Below are 17,843 nucleotides of genomic sequence, written 5' to 3' on the forward strand. Positions count from 1 at the left end.
CGCGGAGATGGACTTTGAACGGCCCGTCGAGGCAGAATGCGGCTGCCCGCCCGTTGATTGATTGGTCGCCTGCCGCTAACCATCATGAAAGCTTGTGGCAATTTGCAGAGGGACCTCGCTTGGACGCGATCGAAAAAGCGATCCGGAACGCCTTGGAAAAGGGCAACGCCGAGGACCGCGCGTTCCGCGAGAGGGTCTATCGTGCGGCCTTCGCCGCGCTCGACCGTGCGCTCCAGGCCAATCCCGGCGTGACCGTGGAAGTCGCCATCAAGCGCCGCAAGGCTATCCAGGCGAAAATCACCGAAATCGAATCCGAGTATCTGCCGGCGGTGCCAAGCGTTGCCCCGCAGATCGACGCGCCGGCGGGCGAGGCCGAGGGCGGCGCGGCGCCGGCGGTCGAGGCCGGCCCGAGGGCGCCATCGCCCGCCGTCGCCGTCGACGGCCCCGTACAGCCCGGATCCGACGCGCCGCGCTCGCGCGTGCTGCCGGTGGTTCCCGACATTATGCCGGACGCCAGTCTTCCCGGCGCGCCAGCCATCGACATGTCGGCTCCCGCCGCGCCGGGAGCCGCGACGGAAGTGGCGCCCGACCGCGATGAGCGGCGCATACGCGGCCGGCGCCTGCCGCTGACCGCCATTTTCTTCACGGTCACGCTGCTCGCGGCGATTGGTATCGGACTGTACTTCGCCATGCAGACCGGTGTGTTCAAAACGGCCGCGCAGCTCAATACCGCGCCGCCGGAAGCGCCGCCGACGGTCGAGGACGACGATTTCACTCCGGCTGACGGCGCCAATGCACCGGCAAAGCCCGGTGCCGCGGATCAGTCGCGCGATTGGATCAATGTGTTTTCGCCGACCGACCCGACCCATGTCGCCGCCCCGTCGGACGCCAAGGCCGAGGTGATGAAGGACGACAGCGGGCCGTTCCTGCGCATCCAGTCCGGCGCCTCCGGCTCGGCGATCGCCTTCGACGTCGGGCAGGGCGTGCTGGAAAAGCTCGCCGGCAAGCACGCCGTGTTCGACATCATCGCCCGCGCCGAGGACGGCAAGGACACGCAGATCTCCGTCGACTGCAATTTCGGCGAACTCGGCGACTGCGGCCGCAAGCGCTACGCGGTCGGCCAGCAGAAAAACGAATATCTGTTCGACGTGAAGTTCCCCGACAAGCATCCCGGCTCAGCCGGAACCATCGCCGTCAATTCCGATTTCGACAAACAGGGCAAGGCGGTCAACGTCTACGAGATCCGCGTCTCGATCGAACCCTGAACCGTTGCGACCGACATGTCGGCCGCTCCTAGCGGTCGAGCAGCGCCTGCAGGGTTTCTATGCGGTCGGCCTCGTTGGCCGGCTTGTCCCAGCGCAGCCGTGAAATCCTGGGGAAACGCATGGCCACACCCGATTTGTGCCGGGTCGAGCGGTTGAGCCCCTCGAAGGCGACTTCCAGCACCAGGCCATTGTTGCGGTCGGCGCGCACCGAGCGCACCGGCCCAAAGCGCTCGACCGTGTTGTCGCGGACATATTTGTCGATCTGCCTCAGTTCCTCGTCGGTGAAGCCGAAATAGGCCTTGCCGACCGGCACCAGTTCCTCCGCGCCCTCGGCTCCGGACCAGACGCCGAATGTATAGTCGGAATAGAAGCTCGAGCGCTTGCCGTGGCCGCGCTGGGCATACATCAGCACGGCGTCCACCGTGTGCGGATCGCGCTTCCATTTGAACCACGGACCCTTCGGCCGGCCCGCGACATAGGGCGAATCCCAGCGCTTCAGCATCACGCCTTCGATGATCGGATGCGGCGGCGCACGGCGCAGGTCCTCGAGCACCTGCCAGTCCGTGAACTCGACGAAGGGGGAGAGATCGAAGCGGCTTGGGTCGAGCGTCCCGATAAAGGCTTCGAGGCGGCCGCGCCGCTCGCGGAAGGACTGGCCGCGCATATCCTCCGCGCCGATCTGCAGCAGATCGTAACAGCGCATGAAGGCCGGATACTGCTGCTGCATCTTCGGCGTCACCGTCTTGCGGTTCAGCCGCTGCTGCAGGTCCGAGAAGGTTCCCGTCGCCTCTCGCGGATCGCCGACCAGCAACTCGCCATCGAGCGTCGCGGAAAAATGCATGGCGTCGGCGAGATCTGGAAAGGCGCCCGAGACATCGTCGCCGGTGCGCGAATAGAGCCTGCGGATGCCGCCTTCGGCCACCGCCTGGACGCGGATCCCGTCCCATTTCCACTCGGCCGCATAGTCCACCGGATCGAGCTTTTCGAGGTCGCCGTCACCGATCGGATTCGACAGCATGACCGGGCGGAACAGCGCCATCGCCGTGTTGCGCGGTTTCTCGGCCTTGCCTTCCAGCCAGGCGAACAGCGCCGTGTAGGGCGGCGACAGCCCATGCCAGAGCTCCTCGATCTCGGCGACGTCGACCTTGCCGAAATCGGCCAGCGCCTGTTTGGCCAGCCGCGCCGAGACACCGATGCGCAGGCCGCCGGTGACCAGCTTGATGATGGCAAAGCGTGCCGAGATGCCGGCGCTGTCGAGCAGCCCCGCCAGCACCTTCGGTCCGTCGGAGCGGCTTGCCGCCTGCAGCTTGGCCACCACCTCGCCAAGCGTCGGCTCGCGGTTCGCGATCCTGCCAGGCGTTTGCGGCCAGACCAGCGACACCGTCTCGGCGAGATCGCCGACATAGTCGTAGGAATAGCCGAACAGCACCGGGTCCATGCGTTCGATGACCAGCGTGCGCAGCATGGCCGGCTTGACCGCGGCAATCCTGAGATCGCCGGTGATGGCCGCCAGCGCCAGACCGCGATCGGGATCCTCGACGCTGCGGAAATAATCGGTCAAAAGCGTCAGCTTGCCGTTGCGCGACGGCGTCAGCACCAGGCGGTCGAGAAGTTCGGCGAAGCGGTTCATGGCGATGAAGACCGCACGAAGGGGAGAGGTCTGCGCGAGGCGCCCCCCTCTGTCCTGACGGACATCTCCCCCTCCAGAGGGGAGATCGGATGTCGCGTCTGCTTTCGCCAGCTTTCAACGTTGAAGAAACAGCGACGCCGCCAAAGCTGCCAATCTCCCCCCTCGAGGGGGAGATGTCCGGCAGGACAGAGGGGGGCGCCGTAGGGCGCGGCGTCGATGGATGTCATCCTCAATCGCCCTCGTCCTCATAGCCCACCAGATGCAGCGGCCGTGCGGCGATGCCTTCCAACTCGCACCAGCGCACCAGCGCTTCCTCGCGGCCGTGCGTGACCCAGATTTCCTCGGCGCCGGTCTCCTTGATGGTGATGATCAGTTCGTCCCAGTCGGCATGGTCCGAGATGATCAGCGGCAGCTCGACGCCGCCTTGCTTGGCGCGCTGGCGGATGCGCATCCAGCCCGACGCGAAGCACGAGATCGGATCGGGAAAGCGCCGCGCCCAGCGGTCGGCGAAGGCCGATGGCGGGCCGACCACGATGGCGCCGGCGAAATCCTGCTTGCCACCGCTCTCCACCGTCGCCGGCTCGAGTTCGCCGAGATCGATACCCTGGCTCTGATAGTATTCGCTGAGCCTGGCCAGCGCGCCATGGATGTAGAGCGGCTTGTCGTAACCGGCGTCGCGCAGCAGCCGCATCACCCGCTGCGCCTTGCCCAGCGCGTAGGCCCCGACCAGATGCGAACGCTCCGGGAATTGCGCCGCCGATTTCAAGAGGCGGGCGATCTCTTCCGTGTCGGGCGGATGGCGAAACACCGGCAGGCCAAAGGTTGCCTCGGTGATGAAGACGTCGCAGGCGATCGGCTCGAACGGCGCGCAGGTCGCGTCCTTCTGCCGCTTGTAGTCGCCGGAGGCGACGATGCGCCTGCCCTGGTACTCGACCGATATCTGCGCCGAACCCAACACATGGCCAGCCGGATGAAAGCTGACATCGACGCCGTCGATGGCAATCATCTCGCCGAACGCAGCTGCCTGCGTCGTCCCTGCAAAGTCCGCGCCATAGCGCAGCCCCATGATGTCGAGCGTCTGCTGCGTCGCAAGCACCGAGCCGTGGCCGGAACGCGCATGGTCGGAATGGCCGTGCGTGATCAGCGCCCGGTTCACCGGCCGCACCGGATCGATGAAGAAATCGCCCGGCGGGCAGTAGAGGCCTTCGGGCCGGGGATGAAGCAGGTCGCTGGCGCGCATGATGCCAAGATAGGATATAATTCCGCTGCGGGAAGCCTGTTGCCCGAGACTGCTGACTCCCGGGCAAAGCCTGCTCAATTCGGTTCAGCTTCGGCATGCTTTGCTCTACAGAGATGGGCGGCCGGCTAACCCTGCCGGCGGAACCATCATCATGAAACCGCTTCAGACCTCGTCGGGCGACCCGAACGCCGATCGCCGTGCAGATTATGCCGAAATGCTTTTTGCCTCCGGTGATCACACTGCCGCGGCCGAATTGCTGCTCGGCGCGCTGGAACTGGCGCCGCAATGGGCAATGGGCTGGTTTCGGCTCGGCGAGATGCGGGAGGCATCAGGCAGGCCCGACCTGGCGGCGCAGGCCTGGGCGACGTCGCTGAAACTCGATCCGGCCGATCGCCAGGGCGCGGCTCTCAAACTGCAGCTGATCGGCAAGGGTCCGGCCTCCATGGCGCCGCCCAGCGCCTTTGTCGAGACGCTGTTCGACCACTATGCCGAGACGTTCGAGGAAATGCTGGTCGGCAAGCTCGACTACAGGCTGCCCGAGGTGCTCGACGCCGCCATCCGCAAGGCAAGGCCGGGCCGCTTCCGCCTGGCGCTCGACCTGGGCTGTGGCACCGGACTGATGGGCGAGAGGCTGAGGCCGATCGTCGACCGGCTGGAGGGCGTCGATATTTCGGCAAGGATGCTGAGGAAAGCGCAGGCAAAAAATATCTATGACGCGCTGACAAAAGCGGATTTGCAGGACTTTTCCTATTCGGGCGACAAGGCCGATCTGGTGACGTCGGCCGACGTGCTGATCTACATCGGCGGGCTCGAAGGTTTTGTGGGAACGGTCGCCGGCCTGCTCGCCGAGGGCGGCCTGTTCGCCTTTGCCGTCGAGAGCCTGGCGGATGGCGGCGACTTGGCACTGCAGCCGTCGCGGCGCTACGCCCATTCGGAGGGCTATGTCAGACGGACCGTCGAGACCAACGGCCTCTCGATCGTGGCGTTGGAGCCAACAAGCATCCGCCAGGATCGCCGCGAGCCCGTCAAAGGCCTGGCCGTCGTGGCACGGAAGGCGCACGCGGCTTGAAGTCCGAGGATACTCACGGCGGCGATTCCGACACTGCTTTGTACCGCTGCGAAAAAAGTCCGATTTGCGTGCGCGATTGATATTTGCGATCTGGTCGCATCAGGGCGGGATATCAGGAGGAGCACTTCGATGCGCTGGAACGTGATGATCTTGGCGTCTTGCCTGGCAACCGCCGGCTGCGTCGGCAATTCCGCGTCCGAGCGGCAGGATGCCAACATCGAATCCTCGCTGCAATATGACAGCGTGCCATGCGATCAGTTGCTGGCGCAGCGCAACGGATTGGCGCAGCAATATAATCTCCCGACGACCGCCAAGCCGACCTTCTCCAATCCCGCCATGGGATTCGGCCCGTTCACGCCCGACATGCGCTCCAAGGCCCAGCGCGACAGCGACAAGGCGTCAGGCGAAATCGATGCCATGAACCGGTCCATCGGCCGCCGCGACTGCGGCAAGCCGGACAAGCAGAAGAAGTTCGCTCTACCCGGCTGATGACCAATCGTCCATCTTGCTAGGATCCATCCGGTGAACCTCTCGGACCTCGGCGACCGCATCTGTATTTTGGGGCCGTCCAACAGCGGCAAGTCGACGCTTGCCGACGCGATCGCGCGCAAGCGCGGCCTGACGCTTATCCATCTCGATCTGCTCTTTCATCTGCCCAACACGGATTGGGAGCAGCGTCCGAGGGACGAGTTCATTGCCTTGCATGACGCCGCGATCGCCGGTGAGCGGTGGGTGATGGACGGAAACTACTCGGTCTGCATGCCGCAACGCTTCCAGCGCGCGACGGGATTGATCCTGCTGGACATCTCCACCTCGGCAAGTCTGCTGCGTTATTTCCGGCGAACCCTGTTCGAGAGGGAGAGGCGCGGTGGCTTGGAAGGCGGGCGCGACAGCATCAAATGGGACATGATCCACCACATCGCCGTGGCCACGCCGAAAAACCGGCAGAGATACAGGGCGATGTTGGAGCAGATCGACCTGCAGAAGCTGCAGCTGTCTTCGGTTCGGGCGATCAAGAAATGTTTTCAGGACTGGGACTTGGCCAGGTGACGACGATGTCTGGTTAATATCCCGCCTTGCGGTCCACCAGATTGTCGAGCTTCTCGCCGCGCTCGAAAGCGTCCATCTGGCGCAGCATGATCGGCGCCAGGTGCACGGGATCGGAGGTCGCCGCGGCATGCGGCGTCACGAACACTTTCGGATGGCGCCACAGCGGACTGGTCTTCGGCAGCGGTTCGACCTCGAACACGTCGAGGCTCGCTTCCTTCAGCGTGCCGTCGTCCAATGCCCGCACGATGTCGGCGTCCTTCTGCAGACGCCCACGCCCGGCGTTGATCAGCACCGAGCCGCCAAGCCCGTTGCGCTTGCGCAACTCCTTCAGCACGCCGTAATTGATGATGCCTTGCGTATCCGGGGTCAACGGCAGAAGCACCACCAGAATGTCGGTGGCATTGAGGAACGGGATCAGGCCTGCTTCGCCGGAATAGGTCGCCACCCCGTTCATCGGCCGGTCGGTGCGCGACCAGCCATTGACCGCGAAGCCGAGCGAGAGAAGTACCGAGGCCGCGGCCCGGCCGAGACTGCCGAGACCCATGATGCCGACGGAAATGTCGCCGGCCGGCCTCTGTTGCGGTTCGTGCCAGATCTTCTTTAGCTGCTGCGACCTGTAGAGCAGGCCCTGCCGATGATGGTCGAGCACCCGCCAGACGACGTACTCGGTCATGTACTGCGTGAGGTTGTCGGCGACGACCTTGACGATCGGCACGTCGGGCAGGCCGGGATCGGCGAAGATATGATCGACGCCGGCGCCGATAGAGAAGATGGCGCGCAGATTGGGCAGCGACGACATCAGGTTGGGCTTGTGCTTCCAGACCACCGCATAGGTGATCGAGGGATCTTTGGCGCCGTCCGGCTCCAGCACCACCTCGCGCTCCGCCGACAACAGGTCGCGCCAGCGCTGCGGATGAAAGCCGGTGACGGCAAGCAGGATGCGGCCTTTTTCCATCGCGGTTCGTTCAGTCCTTCCTTATGCGGATCACTCGCTGACCACGCCTGTCGGCGCCGTCTCGATCTTGAAGGCGGCCGAGATCAGCGCCCGAGTATAGTCGGTTTGCGGATTTCCAAAAATCTGTTCGGAAGGGCCGGCTTCGACGATCTGGCCGTTGCGCATGACGATGACGTCATTGGCCAGCGCCCGGATGACCTTGAGGTCATGGCTGATGAAGAGATAGGCGAGGTCGTGCTTGGCCTGCAAATTGCGCAGGAGATCGACGACCTGCGCCTGCACGCTCATGTCGAGCGCCGATGTCGGCTCGTCCAGCATGACGAAGCGCGGGTTGAGCACCATGGCGCGCGCGATGGCGACACGCTGGCGCTGGCCACCGGAAAATTCGTGCGGATAGCGGTTTCGGGTCGCCGGGTCGAGGCCGACTTCCTTCAGCACGGCGGCCACCTTGTCATCGCGCTCGTCGGGCGACAGCTTCGGCTCGTGGATCTTCAGGCCTTCCTCGATGATCTCGGCGATCGACATGCGCGGGCTGAGCGAACCGAACGGGTCCTGGAAGACAATCTGCAGTTCGCGCCTGAGCGGCCGCATGGCGTTGAAGGTGAGCTGGTTGATGTCGCGGCCGTTGAACTTGATGGTTCCGGTCGACGAGATCATGCGCGCCAGCGCCAGGCCGAGCGTGGTCTTGCCGGAACCGGATTCTCCGACCACGCCCAGCGTCTGGCCGGCGCGCACCGTGACGTCGATGCCGTCGACCGCCTTCACATGATCGACAGTGCGCCGGAAGAAGCCCTGCTTGATCGGAAACCAGACCTTGATGTCCTTGCCGGTCATGACAGGCTTGGCTTCGGCATTGGCGGCTGGTGGCTTGCCTTTCGGCTCGGCGGCGAGAAGATGACGCGTATATGGGTGCTGCGGGCTGGCGAAGATGTCCTTGGTCGGTCCGGTCTCGACGATCTTGCCCTTGGTCATCACGCAGACCCGATCGGCGATCTTGCGCACGATGCCGAGGTCATGAGTGATGAACAGCATCGACATGCCCTTGCGGCTTTTGAGGCCCGCGAGCAGTTCGAGGATCTGTGCCTGCACAGTGACGTCGAGCGCCGTCGTCGGCTCGTCGGCGATCAACAGTTCCGGCTCGTTGGCGAGCGCCATGGCGATCATGACGCGTTGGCGCTGGCCGCCCGAAAGCTGGTGCGGATAGGCATCGAGCCGTTTTTCCGGATCGCGGATGCCGACCTCTTTCAGCAGGGCCAGCGTGCGCGCCTTGGCCGGACGGTCGCTCATGCCTTGATGCAGCTTCAGGATCTCGACGATCTGGTGCTCGATCGTGTGCAACGGATTGAGCGAGGTCATCGGCTCCTGGAAGATCATGGTGATCTTGTTGCCGCGCACCTGCCGCAATTGCTTCTCGCTCATGGCCAGCAGGTCGGCGCCCTGGAACAGGATCTTGCCCGATGGGTGGCTGGCGCTGGGGTAGGGCAGCAGCTTCAGCGCCGACAGCGCCGAGACCGATTTGCCGGAGCCGGATTCGCCGACAAGCGCCACCGTCTCGCCCCTGGCGATGTCGAACGAGATACGGTCGACGGCGACAGACTGGCCGCCGTCCTGGCTGAAGGCGACGCTGAGGTCCTGGACGCTGAGCAAGGGGGCTTCGCTCATTTGAACGTCTTGCGCGGATCGAAGGCGTCGCGCGTCGCCTCGCCGACAAAGACCAGCAGCGACAGCATCAGCGAGATGACGACGAAGCCGGATATGCCGAGCCAAGGCGCGTTGAGGTTGCGCTGTGCCTGCTTGAGCAGTTCGCCGAGCGAGGCGGAGCCGGGCGGCAGGCCGAAGCCGAGATAGTCGAGCGAGGTCAGCGTCGAGATCGATCCGCTCAGCAAAAAGGGCAGGAAGGTCAATGTCGCCACCATCGCGTTGGGCAACAGGTGCCGGAACATGATGGTGCGGTTGCGCACGCCGAGCGCGCGCGCCGCGTTGACATATTCGAAGTTGCGGGCGCGCAGGAACTCGGCTCGCACCACGCCTACCAGCGCCACCCAGGAGAACAGCAGCATCAGGCCAAGCAGGATGAAGAAGCCCGGCGGCAGGATGGCGGCGACGATGAGCAGCAGATAAAGCACGGGAATGGCCGACCAGATCTCGATGAAGCGCTGGAACAGCAGATCGGTCCAGCCGCCGAAATAGCCCTGCAACGCACCGGCGCCAACGCCGATCAGCGCCGAGCCCGCGGTCAGGATCAGGCCGAACAGCACCGAAATGCGGAAACCGTAGATGACGCGCGCCAGCACGTCGCGCGCCTGGTCGTCGGTGCCGAACCAGTTCCAGTTACCGACATTGCAGGCCGGGTCATCGGCTCCTTGTGGATATTGGTTGCAGCGCGTCTTGGCGTCATATTCCCACGACGGCTTGGCGGGTGCCGCTTCGGGAATGGCGTTGTTGACGGTCTGGTAGGAATAGCGGATCGGCGGCCAGATCATCCAGCCATGGGCATTGATCTCGTCCTGGATCACCGGGTCGCGATAGTCAGTGACGGCATAGAAGCCGCCGAATTTTTCCTCGGGGTAAGCGACCATCACCGGGAAAAGGATTTCGCCCTTGTAGGAAGCGATGATCGGCTTGTCGTTGGCGATGAATTCGGCAAACAGCGACAGCACGAACAGAACGAGGAAAATCCACAGCGACCAGTAGCCGCGCCGGTTGGCCTTGAAATTCTGCAGGCGACGCTTGTTGAGCGGCGACAGGAACGGGCGTGGGAGCCGCTCCGGCAAGACACCGGCGGTAACGTTGGCCTCCGACATCAGACGTCTCTCCGCTCGAAATCGATCCGCGGATCGACCCAGGTGTACATCAGGTCGGACAGGAGCCCGACGAACAGGCCAAGCAGCGAGAAAATATAAAGATTGGCGAACACCACGGGATAGTCGCGCTCGACCACCGAACGGAAGCCGAGCAGGCCGAGCCCGTCGAGGGAAAAGATGTTCTCGATCAGCAGCGAGCCGGTGAAGAAGGCCGAGATGAAGGCACCCGGGAAGCCGGCGATGACGATCAGCATGGCGTTGCGGAAGACGTGCCCGTAAAGCACCTGCCGTTCCGACAGGCCCTTGGCGCGCGCCGTCACCACATACTGCTTGCGGATTTCCTCCAGGAAAGAGTTCTTGGTCAAAAGCGTCGTCGTGGCGAAGGCCGACAGCACCAGCGCCGTCAGCGGCAAGGTCATGTGCCAAAAATAATCGGCAATCTTGGCCGGCCAGGACAACTGGTCCCAATTGTCGGAAACGATGCCGCGCAACGGGAACCAGTCCCAGAACGAGCCGCCGGCAAACAGCACCATCAAAAGGATGCCGAACAGGAAGCCCGGAATGGCATAGCCGACAATTACGACGCCGCTGGTCCAGACGTCGAAGGGACTGCCGTCCTTCACAGCCTTGCGAATGCCGAGCGGGATCGAGATCAGATAGGACAATAACGTGATCCAGAGTCCGATCGAAATCGACACAGGCATCTTCTCAAGGATCAGGTCGAGCACGGAAATATCGCGGAAATAGCTGTTGCCGAAATCGAACCTGGCGTAATTCCACAGCATCATGCCGAAGCGTTCGAGCGGCGGCTTGTCGAAGCCGAACTGCTTCTCCAGCTTCTTGATGAATTCTGGGTCGAGACCCTGGGCACCGCGATATTTCGAACCGACATCGCCGGCGGCATCGAAATTGGAGCCGCCCGCGTCGCCGCCACCGCCGCCGAGGCGGTCGCTGCCGCCCTGGTTGGTCAGCTTGGCGATGACCTGCTCGACCGGGCCGCCAGGCGCGAACTGGATGACGGCGAAGGATATCGCCATGATGCCGAACAGGGTCGGGATCATCAAAAGGATACGGCGCAGTATATAGGCGCCCATCAGGCCTCGCGTCCTGCTCGTGCGAACATCTCAGCCTTTGCCAATTTTTGCCGCCTTGCCCTTATCGAACCACCACAGCGTCTCGACCGGAAAGCCGAAATCGGGCTTTTGCTCGACAAAGCCGAACATATCCCAATAGGCGACGCGGTGATTCGCCAGGAACCAACTAGGAATCCAATCGCATCGCGCGCGCAAGACCCGGTCGAGCGCACGCATGGCCACGGTCAGGTTTTCACGGTCCTTTGCCGCGCCCACTGCGTTGATCAGCGCGTCGACCGCGGGATCGGAAATACCCGGCAAGTTACGGGAACCGGAGACGCCGGCGGTGCTCGAATGGAAGAAGACTTCGAGATCATCGCGAGTTGGCGTCGCGCTGAACGAAAAAGCAGCAGACAAGAGGTCGAAGTCGAAACTCGCCTGTCTCGCCTGGTATTGCGCCGAATCGACCAGCCGGATCGTGGCGTCGATGCCAATCGCCTTCATATTGGCGACCCAGGGCGAATAGACCTGAACGAAGGTATCGTCGTCGACCATGAACTCGGCCGAAAGCCTGCCGCCCTTGTCATTGACAACGAAGTCACCCGATCGTTTCCAGCCGGCCGCGGACAGAAGCTTTGCCGCTTGGCCAAGCAGCTTGCGGTCACGGCCGGAGCCGTCGGATGCGGGCTGGGTCACTGCCTTGCCGAAGACCTCTGCCGGGAGCTGGCCTCGCAGCGGCTCCAACAAAGCGAGTTCCTGCGGCGAGGGCAGCCCTTCGGCGCGAAAATCCGATTTCTCGAAGCAGGATTGCGAGCGCTCGTAGGAGCCGTAGAAGAAGTTGCGGCGAGTCCATTCGAAGTCGAAGCACAGCGCAATCGCCTGCCTCACCCTGGAATCACGAAATTGCTCGCGCCGCTGGTTGACGGCCGTGGCCTGCATTGACGGCCGCTTCTCGGCCGGGAATTCGTGCTTGATCACCTTGCCGGCGGCCAAGGCCGGAAAGTCATAGCCGGTGGCCCAAACGCGTGACACGAATTCCTCGCGATACGTGATCTCACCCTTCTTGAAGGCTTCGAATCCGGCGTTGCGGTTCTGGTAGAACTCGATGCGGATACGGTCGAAATTGTTCTGGCCGCGATTGACCGCAAGGTCGCGGCCCCAATAGTCCGCCACCCGGTCGTATTCGATCCACGTCCCGGCCGAAAGGCGCCCCACCTTATAGGCACCTGAGCCGAGCGGCGCGTTCAATTGCGAGGAATCGAATGGATTTGCCGTGTAGAAGGCTTTGGACAGGATCGGGAATTCCACCACGTTGAGCACGGTGCGGGCGGATTGCTTGCCGGAAAAAGTAAGCCGCAGCGTGCGGTCATCGACGGCAACGGCATCGACCATATGCGTCAGCGACAGCGATAGGTCGGGATGGCCCTTCTCCTTGTAGAGCTTGAAGGTGAAGGCTGCGTCCTGCGCCGTCAGCGGCGTGCCGTCATGGAAACGCACCTCGGGCCGAAGGGAGAAGGTGAAGCCATTGCGGTCGTCGGAGAGCGTCACGCCATCCGCGATCTGGCCATAGACCGCGTCGGGTTCGTCGAGAGCCCGCACCATCAGCGCGTCGAAACACATCTCCATGCGCGGCGGCGCGTCGCCCTTGTTGGCGAAGGAGTTCAGCGTGTTGAAGGTCTGGGTATCCTGATTGTAGCCCCAATTCGGCGGCGAGAAATTGAAGATGCCGCCAACAGGCGCGTCGACATTGACATAGTCGAAATGCGGGAAATCAGGCTTGTATTTGAGATCGCCGAAGGCGGACAGACCGTGCAGCTTGGTCCCGGTCGCAATATTTGCGAAGGCTTTGCCCGGGATCAATGCGGCGGCAGCGGCGGCGCCGCCCAAAGCCAGGAAATCGCGGCGGGGCAGGGCCGTCATCGATTGCCGCCCCATCAATTGCCGCCCTTGTATTTGGCCGCCAGCGCTTTTTCCTTGTCAAGATCGACCCACCAGGAATCGATATCGGCGCCCACATAGGCAGGCTGCTTGTCGGGGAACTTGAACTTGTTCCAATAGGCCAGCCAGACCGCGGAACGGTAATATTGCGGCACCACATAGAAGTTCCACAGCAGGACGCGGTCGAGTGCGTGTGTGGCGGCGACGAGATCATCGCGATCGGTGGCGAAGATGATGCGATCGACCAGCGCGTCGACGATTGGATCCTTGATGCCCATCAGGTTGCGCGAACCAGGCGCATCGGCCGCCTTTGAACTCCAGAAATCGCGCTGCTCGTTGCCGGGCGAATCCGACTGGCCGAACAGACCCGTCACGACATCGAAATCAAAGTTGTTGACGCGGTTGATGTACTGCGTCTGGTCGATGATGCGCAGAGTGGCGTCGACGCCGATCTTGCGCAGATTGGCTATATAGGGGCTGGCGATCACCTGGTCTGTGTCATTCCAGCCGAGGATCTCGAACTTGAACGGTGCGCCTGTCTTAGCGTTGACCATCTTGCCGCCCTTGATGACCCATCCGGCCTTGGCGAAGAGATCGACGGCCTGCTTCAGGTACTTTCGCTCCGCTTGCGGAGAGTCGTAGACAGGCAGCTTGAATTCCTGGGTGAAGAGTTCCGGCGGCAGCTTGTCGCGGTATTTTTCCAGGATTTCCAGTTCCTTGCCCTGCGGCAATCCGCTGGATGCGAGTTCGGTACCCTGGAAATAGCTTGATGTTCGGGTATTGAAACCGAAGAACAGCGTACGATTCATGCTTTCGAAATCGAACGGTATGGTCAGTGCTTCGCGGACCAGCCGGTCTTGGAACAGCGGCCGCCTCTGGTTGAGAGCAAAGCCCTGCATCGGCTGTGGCGAGTGGGCCTGGAAATCCTTCTTGATGACGTCGCCGGCCTGGATGGCCGGGAAATTATAGGCCGTCGCCCATTTGCGGGAACTGTATTCACGGTTGATGTCTTCCAGCCCGCCCTTGGTGAAGGCAAGCCAGGCGGCATTGTCGTCGAGGATGTAGGTGTATCGGCGCGTGTCGAAATTCTCGCGGCCCACCTTCACCGGCAGCTTGGCCGCCCAATAGTCCGGCACGCGCTGCCAGACGATTTCCGAACCCGGCTTGAAGCTGGCGATCTTGTAGGCGGCTGAGCCGAGCGGGATTTCCAATGTCGGCCTGGTGACGTCGCGCTTCTTGCCGCCGGCGTCCGTGCCTTCCCACCAGTGTTTCGGCAGCACGGCAAGGTCGCCCATGATCTTGGGCAGTTCGCGGTTGCCCTTCTGGTTGAAATGGAATTCGACCTCGCGGTCGGAGATTGCCACCGCATCGGTGACGTTCTCGAAGTAGCGGCTGTATTGCGGGCTGTTCGCCTTTAGCACCTTGAACGACCAGATCACGTCGTCGACGGTGATCGGCTGGCCGTCATGCCATTTGGCGCGCGGATCGAGCCGGTACGTCGCCGAGGAATAGTCAGCCGGGTATTTGTAGGCGTCGGCGATCAGGGGATGGCTGACGCTGCCCTCATCGGTCGCCTGCTCCATCAGCGTGTCGTAGAGCAGGCCGCCGCCGAATCCGGCGAGACCTGCCGCCGGCGATCCCTGGACGATATAGGGATTGAAGCTGTCATAGGTGCCAAGCAGCACCGAATTCAGCGTGCCGCCCTTGGGCGCGTTCGGATTGACGTAGTCATAGTGCTGGAAATTGTCGCCGTATTTGGATTCGCCGATCAGCGACGAGGTGGTCCGCCACTCATCGGCCCGGGTTGCCTGCAATCCCGCCGCCAGCAAGGCCGCCGCCAACAACGACTTGAGAAGCGTTCGGCCAACCGTCATGCACTATCCTCTTCGTCATGCCTGCGGATCATCCAGACGCAATCTAGATGATTTGACGCTCGTGAAAACCGCCATGCGCGGCTTTGTCGCCGCACCGTGCGTGTTCCCTAACGAAAAAAGCCGGGCAGAACCCGGCTTTTTCAAGATGATCACGGCATTTCCGGTTATTTTGCCGGTGCGGCCGGCGCAGGTGCGGCAGGAGCCGCGGGTTTGGCTGGTGCGGCGCCGTCAGCCGGTTTCGCCGGAGCGGCCCCATCGGCGGGCTTGGCCGGCGCGCTGGCGTCCGCGGCGGCGCCGGGTGCTGGCAGCGGCTTGGGGTTGTCCGACAGCGTGCGCAGATAGGCGATGACGTTGGCGCGGTCTTCTTCCTTCGGCAGGCCGGCAAAGCCCATCGCCGTGCCCTTCACGAATTTCTTCGGCGAAGTGATGAAGTGGTTAATGTTGTCGTAGGTCCACTTCTCGGAGCCGCCCTTGGAGAATTCCTTCATGCCGGCCGAATAGGCGAAGCCTTCATGCTCGGCGACCGGCCGGTCGACGAGATCCCACAGATCCGGGCCGACCTTGTTGGGGCCGCCCTTTTCGCCGGAATGGCAGGCCTGGCATTTCTTGAAGACGGCGGCACCCGCCTCGACATTGGCGGTCGCCAGCAGGTCGGCGATCGGCTTGGCTTCGGCGGCCGGCGCGGCGGCGCCGCCTTCCGCCGGCTCGGCGGCCTCGACGGCGAAGCCGGGCTTTTCCGGCGCGGGCGAGGCAAACAGCGCGTCCGACACGATGCCGACTGAGAAGACCACGAAAACGGTCCCGAGCAATCCGGCGAGCAGCTTGTTGACTTCGGTGGAATCCATGCGCCCCTTGCTCCCTTTTCCGGCGGACCGAACCGTCCACTCCGTCCGTCGGTATCGAGACCTGCCCTCCAGAGCCGGTCAAATCGGGCGGAAACTAGGTCTTTTGCTCGGGCGTTGCAACACCTATAAGGGCGCTGCCAGTGAGACCTTTTGCCACTTTTCCCCTCCTCGTTTCGGACGCCTGCCAGACCGATGTCCACCTTGATCCTGATACCGGCCCGCATGGCCTCGACCCGCCTGCCGGGCAAGCCGCTGGCCGATATATCAGGCGTGCCGATGATCGTGCATGTCGCCCGCCGCGCGGCCGAAGCCGGCCTTGGCCGGGTGGTGGTGGCGACCGACACGCAGAGCGTGGCCGAGGCGGTGCGCGCGCATGGTTTCGAGGCGGTGATGACGCGCATGGATCATGAGTCCGGCTCGGATCGCATCCACGAGGCGTTGGTTGCTCTTGATCCCCTGGGCAAGGTCGAAACGATCGTCAATGTGCAGGGCGACCTGCCGACCATCGATCCCGCCATCATCGCCGCCTCGCTCAGGCCGTTCGAGGACACCACGGTCGATATCGCCACGCTTGGTGTCGAGATCGTCCGCGAGGAGGAGAAGACCAATTCCAACGTCGTCAAGATCGTCGGCTCGCCGCTCTCCGGCACGCGGTTGCGGGCGCTCTATTTCACCCGGGCCACGGCACCGTGGGGCGAGGGGCCGCTTTATCACCATATCGGTCTCTACGCCTATCGCCGCGCCGCGCTCGAGCGTTTCGTCGCGCTGAAGCCGTCGCCGCTGGAGCGCCGCGAGCGGCTGGAGCAGCTGCGGGCACTGGAGGCCGGCATGCGCATCGACGCCGAGATCGTGCAGTCGCTGCCGCTTGGCGTCGACACGCCGCATGACCTGGAACGCGCCAGGGAAATTCTTTCAAACTGAGATATCCGCATGCCTGAAAAGACCAACAGAATATCCTTCCAGGGCGAGCCGGGCGCCAATTCCGACACCGCCTGCCGCAACGTCTATCCCTCGATGGAGCCGTTGCCTTGCCCGACCTTCGAGGACGCGTTCAATGCCGTCGAGACCGGCAAGGCCGATCTCGCCATGATCCCGATCGAGAACACCATCGCCGGACGCGTTGCCGACATCCACCATCTTCTGCCGGAATCGAGGATGCACATTGTCGGCGAATATTTCCTGCCGATCCATTTCCAGCTGATGGTGCTGCCCGGCGTCAGGCGCGACGAGATCAAGACCGTGCACACCCACATCCACGCCCTCGGCCAGTGCCGCAAGTACATTCGCAAGAACGGCTGGAAGGGAGTAGTCGCGGGGGACACGGCGGGCGCCGCCAAGATGGTCTCCGAGGTCAAGGACCGCACCATGGCCGCGCTGGCCCCGGCGCTGGCCGCGACGCTCTACGGGCTCGATATCATCGAGGAGAACGTCGAGGACACCGACAGCAACGTCACCCGCTTCGTGGTCCTGACCAAGAACAAGCAATGGGCCGAGCGCCCGGCAGCCGACGTCAAGATGATGACGACCTTCATCTTCCGCGTCCGCAACGTGCCGGCCGCGCTCTACAAGGCCATGGGCGGCTTCGCCACCAACGGCATCAACATGACCAAGCTGGAGAGCTATCAGCTCGGCGCCTTCACGGCGACGCTGTTCTACGCCGACATCGAGGGCCACCCAGACGATCCGCTGGTCAAGCTGGCGCTGGACGAGCTTCGCTTCTTCTCGCGGGAAGTGCGGATCCTCGGCGTCTATCCGGCCAGCCAGTCGCGCGAGCAGTGGAAGGTGGCGGATTGAGCTACCAGCCCAGCGGCACGTAGTCGATCTCCATGAAGGTCTCGACCTCCGGCACCCAGCGGTCGCGCACGAAGGCGACATGGTCGGGATGGTCGTTGTACCTGGTGTAGGCGGCCTGGTCGGCGAACTCCATCGAGAAGCCGAACCGATAATCGTTCTTGGGGCTGACCTGCCGCAATTGCTCGAAATGCGTGACGCCCCGGATCGCCGAGAGGATTTTCCTGGCGTCGACGAGAAATCGCTTTTCCTCCAGCGAATGCGGCGGGTGCTTCAGCGTGAAGACGACGGTGTGACGGATCATTTGTC

16 protein-coding genes are annotated in these 17,843 nt (G+C 63.2%); 6 read left to right on the forward strand and 10 right to left on the reverse strand.

The annotated features are described in order from the left end of the window. Positions 1 to 119 precede the first annotated feature (119 nt). Complete coding sequence (locus tag O7A60_RS10300; RefSeq protein WP_337106155.1) at positions 120 to 1,265, forward strand: hypothetical protein; 1,146 nt, start codon at positions 120 to 122, stop codon at positions 1,263 to 1,265. Positions 1,266 to 1,293: 28 nt separating this feature from the next. On the opposite strand, the gene O7A60_RS10305 is transcribed toward O7A60_RS10300, so the two are convergent. Both O7A60_RS10305 and O7A60_RS10310 read right to left on the reverse strand, forming a co-directional pair. Then, the gene (locus O7A60_RS10305) at positions 1,294 to 2,895 is read right to left on the reverse strand and encodes a cisplatin damage response ATP-dependent DNA ligase (protein WP_337106156.1); all 1,602 of its coding nucleotides are present in this window, start codon (positions 2,893 to 2,895) and stop codon (positions 1,294 to 1,296) included. Between the two features lie 229 nt (positions 2,896 to 3,124). Then, positions 3,125 to 4,135 (reverse strand): ligase-associated DNA damage response exonuclease, encoded by a 1,011-nt coding sequence (locus tag O7A60_RS10310; RefSeq protein ID WP_337106157.1) that lies wholly within the window; start codon positions 4,133 to 4,135, stop codon positions 3,125 to 3,127. Positions 4,136 to 4,286: 151 nt separating this feature from the next. Here O7A60_RS10310 and O7A60_RS10315 point away from each other — a divergent pair, with 151 nt between their 5' ends. The 3 genes from O7A60_RS10315 to O7A60_RS10325 all read left to right on the forward strand — a co-directional run bounded on the left by O7A60_RS10315 (position 4,287) and on the right by O7A60_RS10325 (position 6,254). Next, positions 4,287 to 5,204, forward strand: coding sequence for a methyltransferase domain-containing protein (locus tag O7A60_RS10315; protein WP_337106158.1), 918 nt, complete (start codon positions 4,287 to 4,289; stop codon positions 5,202 to 5,204). A 129-nt stretch (positions 5,205 to 5,333) separates the two neighbouring features. After that, complete coding sequence (locus O7A60_RS10320) at positions 5,334 to 5,693, forward strand: hypothetical protein (RefSeq protein ID WP_337106159.1); 360 nt, start codon at positions 5,334 to 5,336, stop codon at positions 5,691 to 5,693. A gap of 33 nt (positions 5,694 to 5,726) precedes the next feature. Next, complete coding sequence (locus tag O7A60_RS10325) at positions 5,727 to 6,254, forward strand: P-loop NTPase family protein (protein WP_337106160.1); 528 nt, start codon at positions 5,727 to 5,729, stop codon at positions 6,252 to 6,254. A gap of 13 nt (positions 6,255 to 6,267) precedes the next feature. On the opposite strand, the gene O7A60_RS10330 is transcribed toward O7A60_RS10325, so the two are convergent. The 7 genes from O7A60_RS10330 to O7A60_RS10360 form a co-directional block, all read right to left on the reverse strand. Beyond that, the gene (locus O7A60_RS10330; protein ID WP_027142084.1) at positions 6,268 to 7,209 is read right to left on the reverse strand and encodes a 2-hydroxyacid dehydrogenase; all 942 of its coding nucleotides are present in this window, start codon (positions 7,207 to 7,209) and stop codon (positions 6,268 to 6,270) included. A 30-nt stretch (positions 7,210 to 7,239) separates the two neighbouring features. Further along, positions 7,240 to 8,871, reverse strand: coding sequence for an ABC transporter ATP-binding protein (locus O7A60_RS10335; protein WP_337106161.1), 1,632 nt, complete (start codon positions 8,869 to 8,871; stop codon positions 7,240 to 7,242). Continuing rightward, on the reverse strand, positions 8,868 to 10,013 hold the full coding sequence (locus tag O7A60_RS10340; RefSeq protein ID WP_337106162.1) for an ABC transporter permease: 1,146 nt from the start codon (positions 10,011 to 10,013) through the stop codon (positions 8,868 to 8,870). The genes O7A60_RS10335 and O7A60_RS10340 overlap by 4 nt, the downstream gene beginning before the upstream one ends. After that, the gene (locus O7A60_RS10345; protein WP_337106163.1) at positions 10,013 to 11,107 is read right to left on the reverse strand and encodes a microcin C ABC transporter permease YejB; all 1,095 of its coding nucleotides are present in this window, start codon (positions 11,105 to 11,107) and stop codon (positions 10,013 to 10,015) included. Before O7A60_RS10345 ends, O7A60_RS10340 begins: the two co-directional genes overlap by 1 nt. Before the next feature lie 30 nt (positions 11,108 to 11,137). Next, entirely contained in the window at positions 11,138 to 13,006 is a 1,869-nt protein-coding gene (locus tag O7A60_RS10350) for an extracellular solute-binding protein (RefSeq protein WP_337106164.1), read from the reverse strand. 14 nt (positions 13,007 to 13,020) lie between these two features. Next, the gene (locus O7A60_RS10355) at positions 13,021 to 14,898 is read right to left on the reverse strand and encodes an extracellular solute-binding protein (protein WP_337106166.1); all 1,878 of its coding nucleotides are present in this window, start codon (positions 14,896 to 14,898) and stop codon (positions 13,021 to 13,023) included. Positions 14,899 to 15,062: 164 nt separating this feature from the next. Beyond that, a complete protein-coding gene (locus O7A60_RS10360) occupies positions 15,063 to 15,743 on the reverse strand; it encodes a c-type cytochrome (RefSeq protein ID WP_337106167.1) in 681 nt (226 codons plus the stop codon). Positions 15,744 to 15,935: 192 nt separating this feature from the next. Between O7A60_RS10360 and O7A60_RS10365 the strand changes: the two genes are divergently transcribed. Then, positions 15,936 to 16,664 carry a 3-deoxy-manno-octulosonate cytidylyltransferase gene (locus tag O7A60_RS10365; RefSeq protein WP_337106168.1) on the forward strand — a complete coding sequence of 243 codons (729 nt, stop codon included), beginning with the start codon at positions 15,936 to 15,938 and terminating at the stop codon, positions 16,662 to 16,664. Positions 16,665 to 16,673: 9 nt separating this feature from the next. Next, a complete protein-coding gene (locus O7A60_RS10370; protein WP_337106169.1) occupies positions 16,674 to 17,537 on the forward strand; it encodes a prephenate dehydratase in 864 nt (287 codons plus the stop codon). 1 nt (position 17,538) lies between these two features. Here O7A60_RS10370 and O7A60_RS10375 read toward each other — a convergent pair whose 3' ends face one another. Next, the gene (locus tag O7A60_RS10375) at positions 17,539 to 17,838 is read right to left on the reverse strand and encodes a Dabb family protein (protein WP_027142075.1); all 300 of its coding nucleotides are present in this window, start codon (positions 17,836 to 17,838) and stop codon (positions 17,539 to 17,541) included. Between the last annotated feature and the right edge of the window lie 5 nt (positions 17,839 to 17,843).

This window comes from Mesorhizobium salmacidum (SeqCode), from assembly GCF_037179605.1.
Lineage (GTDB): Bacteria > Pseudomonadota > Alphaproteobacteria > Rhizobiales > Rhizobiaceae > Mesorhizobium > Mesorhizobium salmacidum.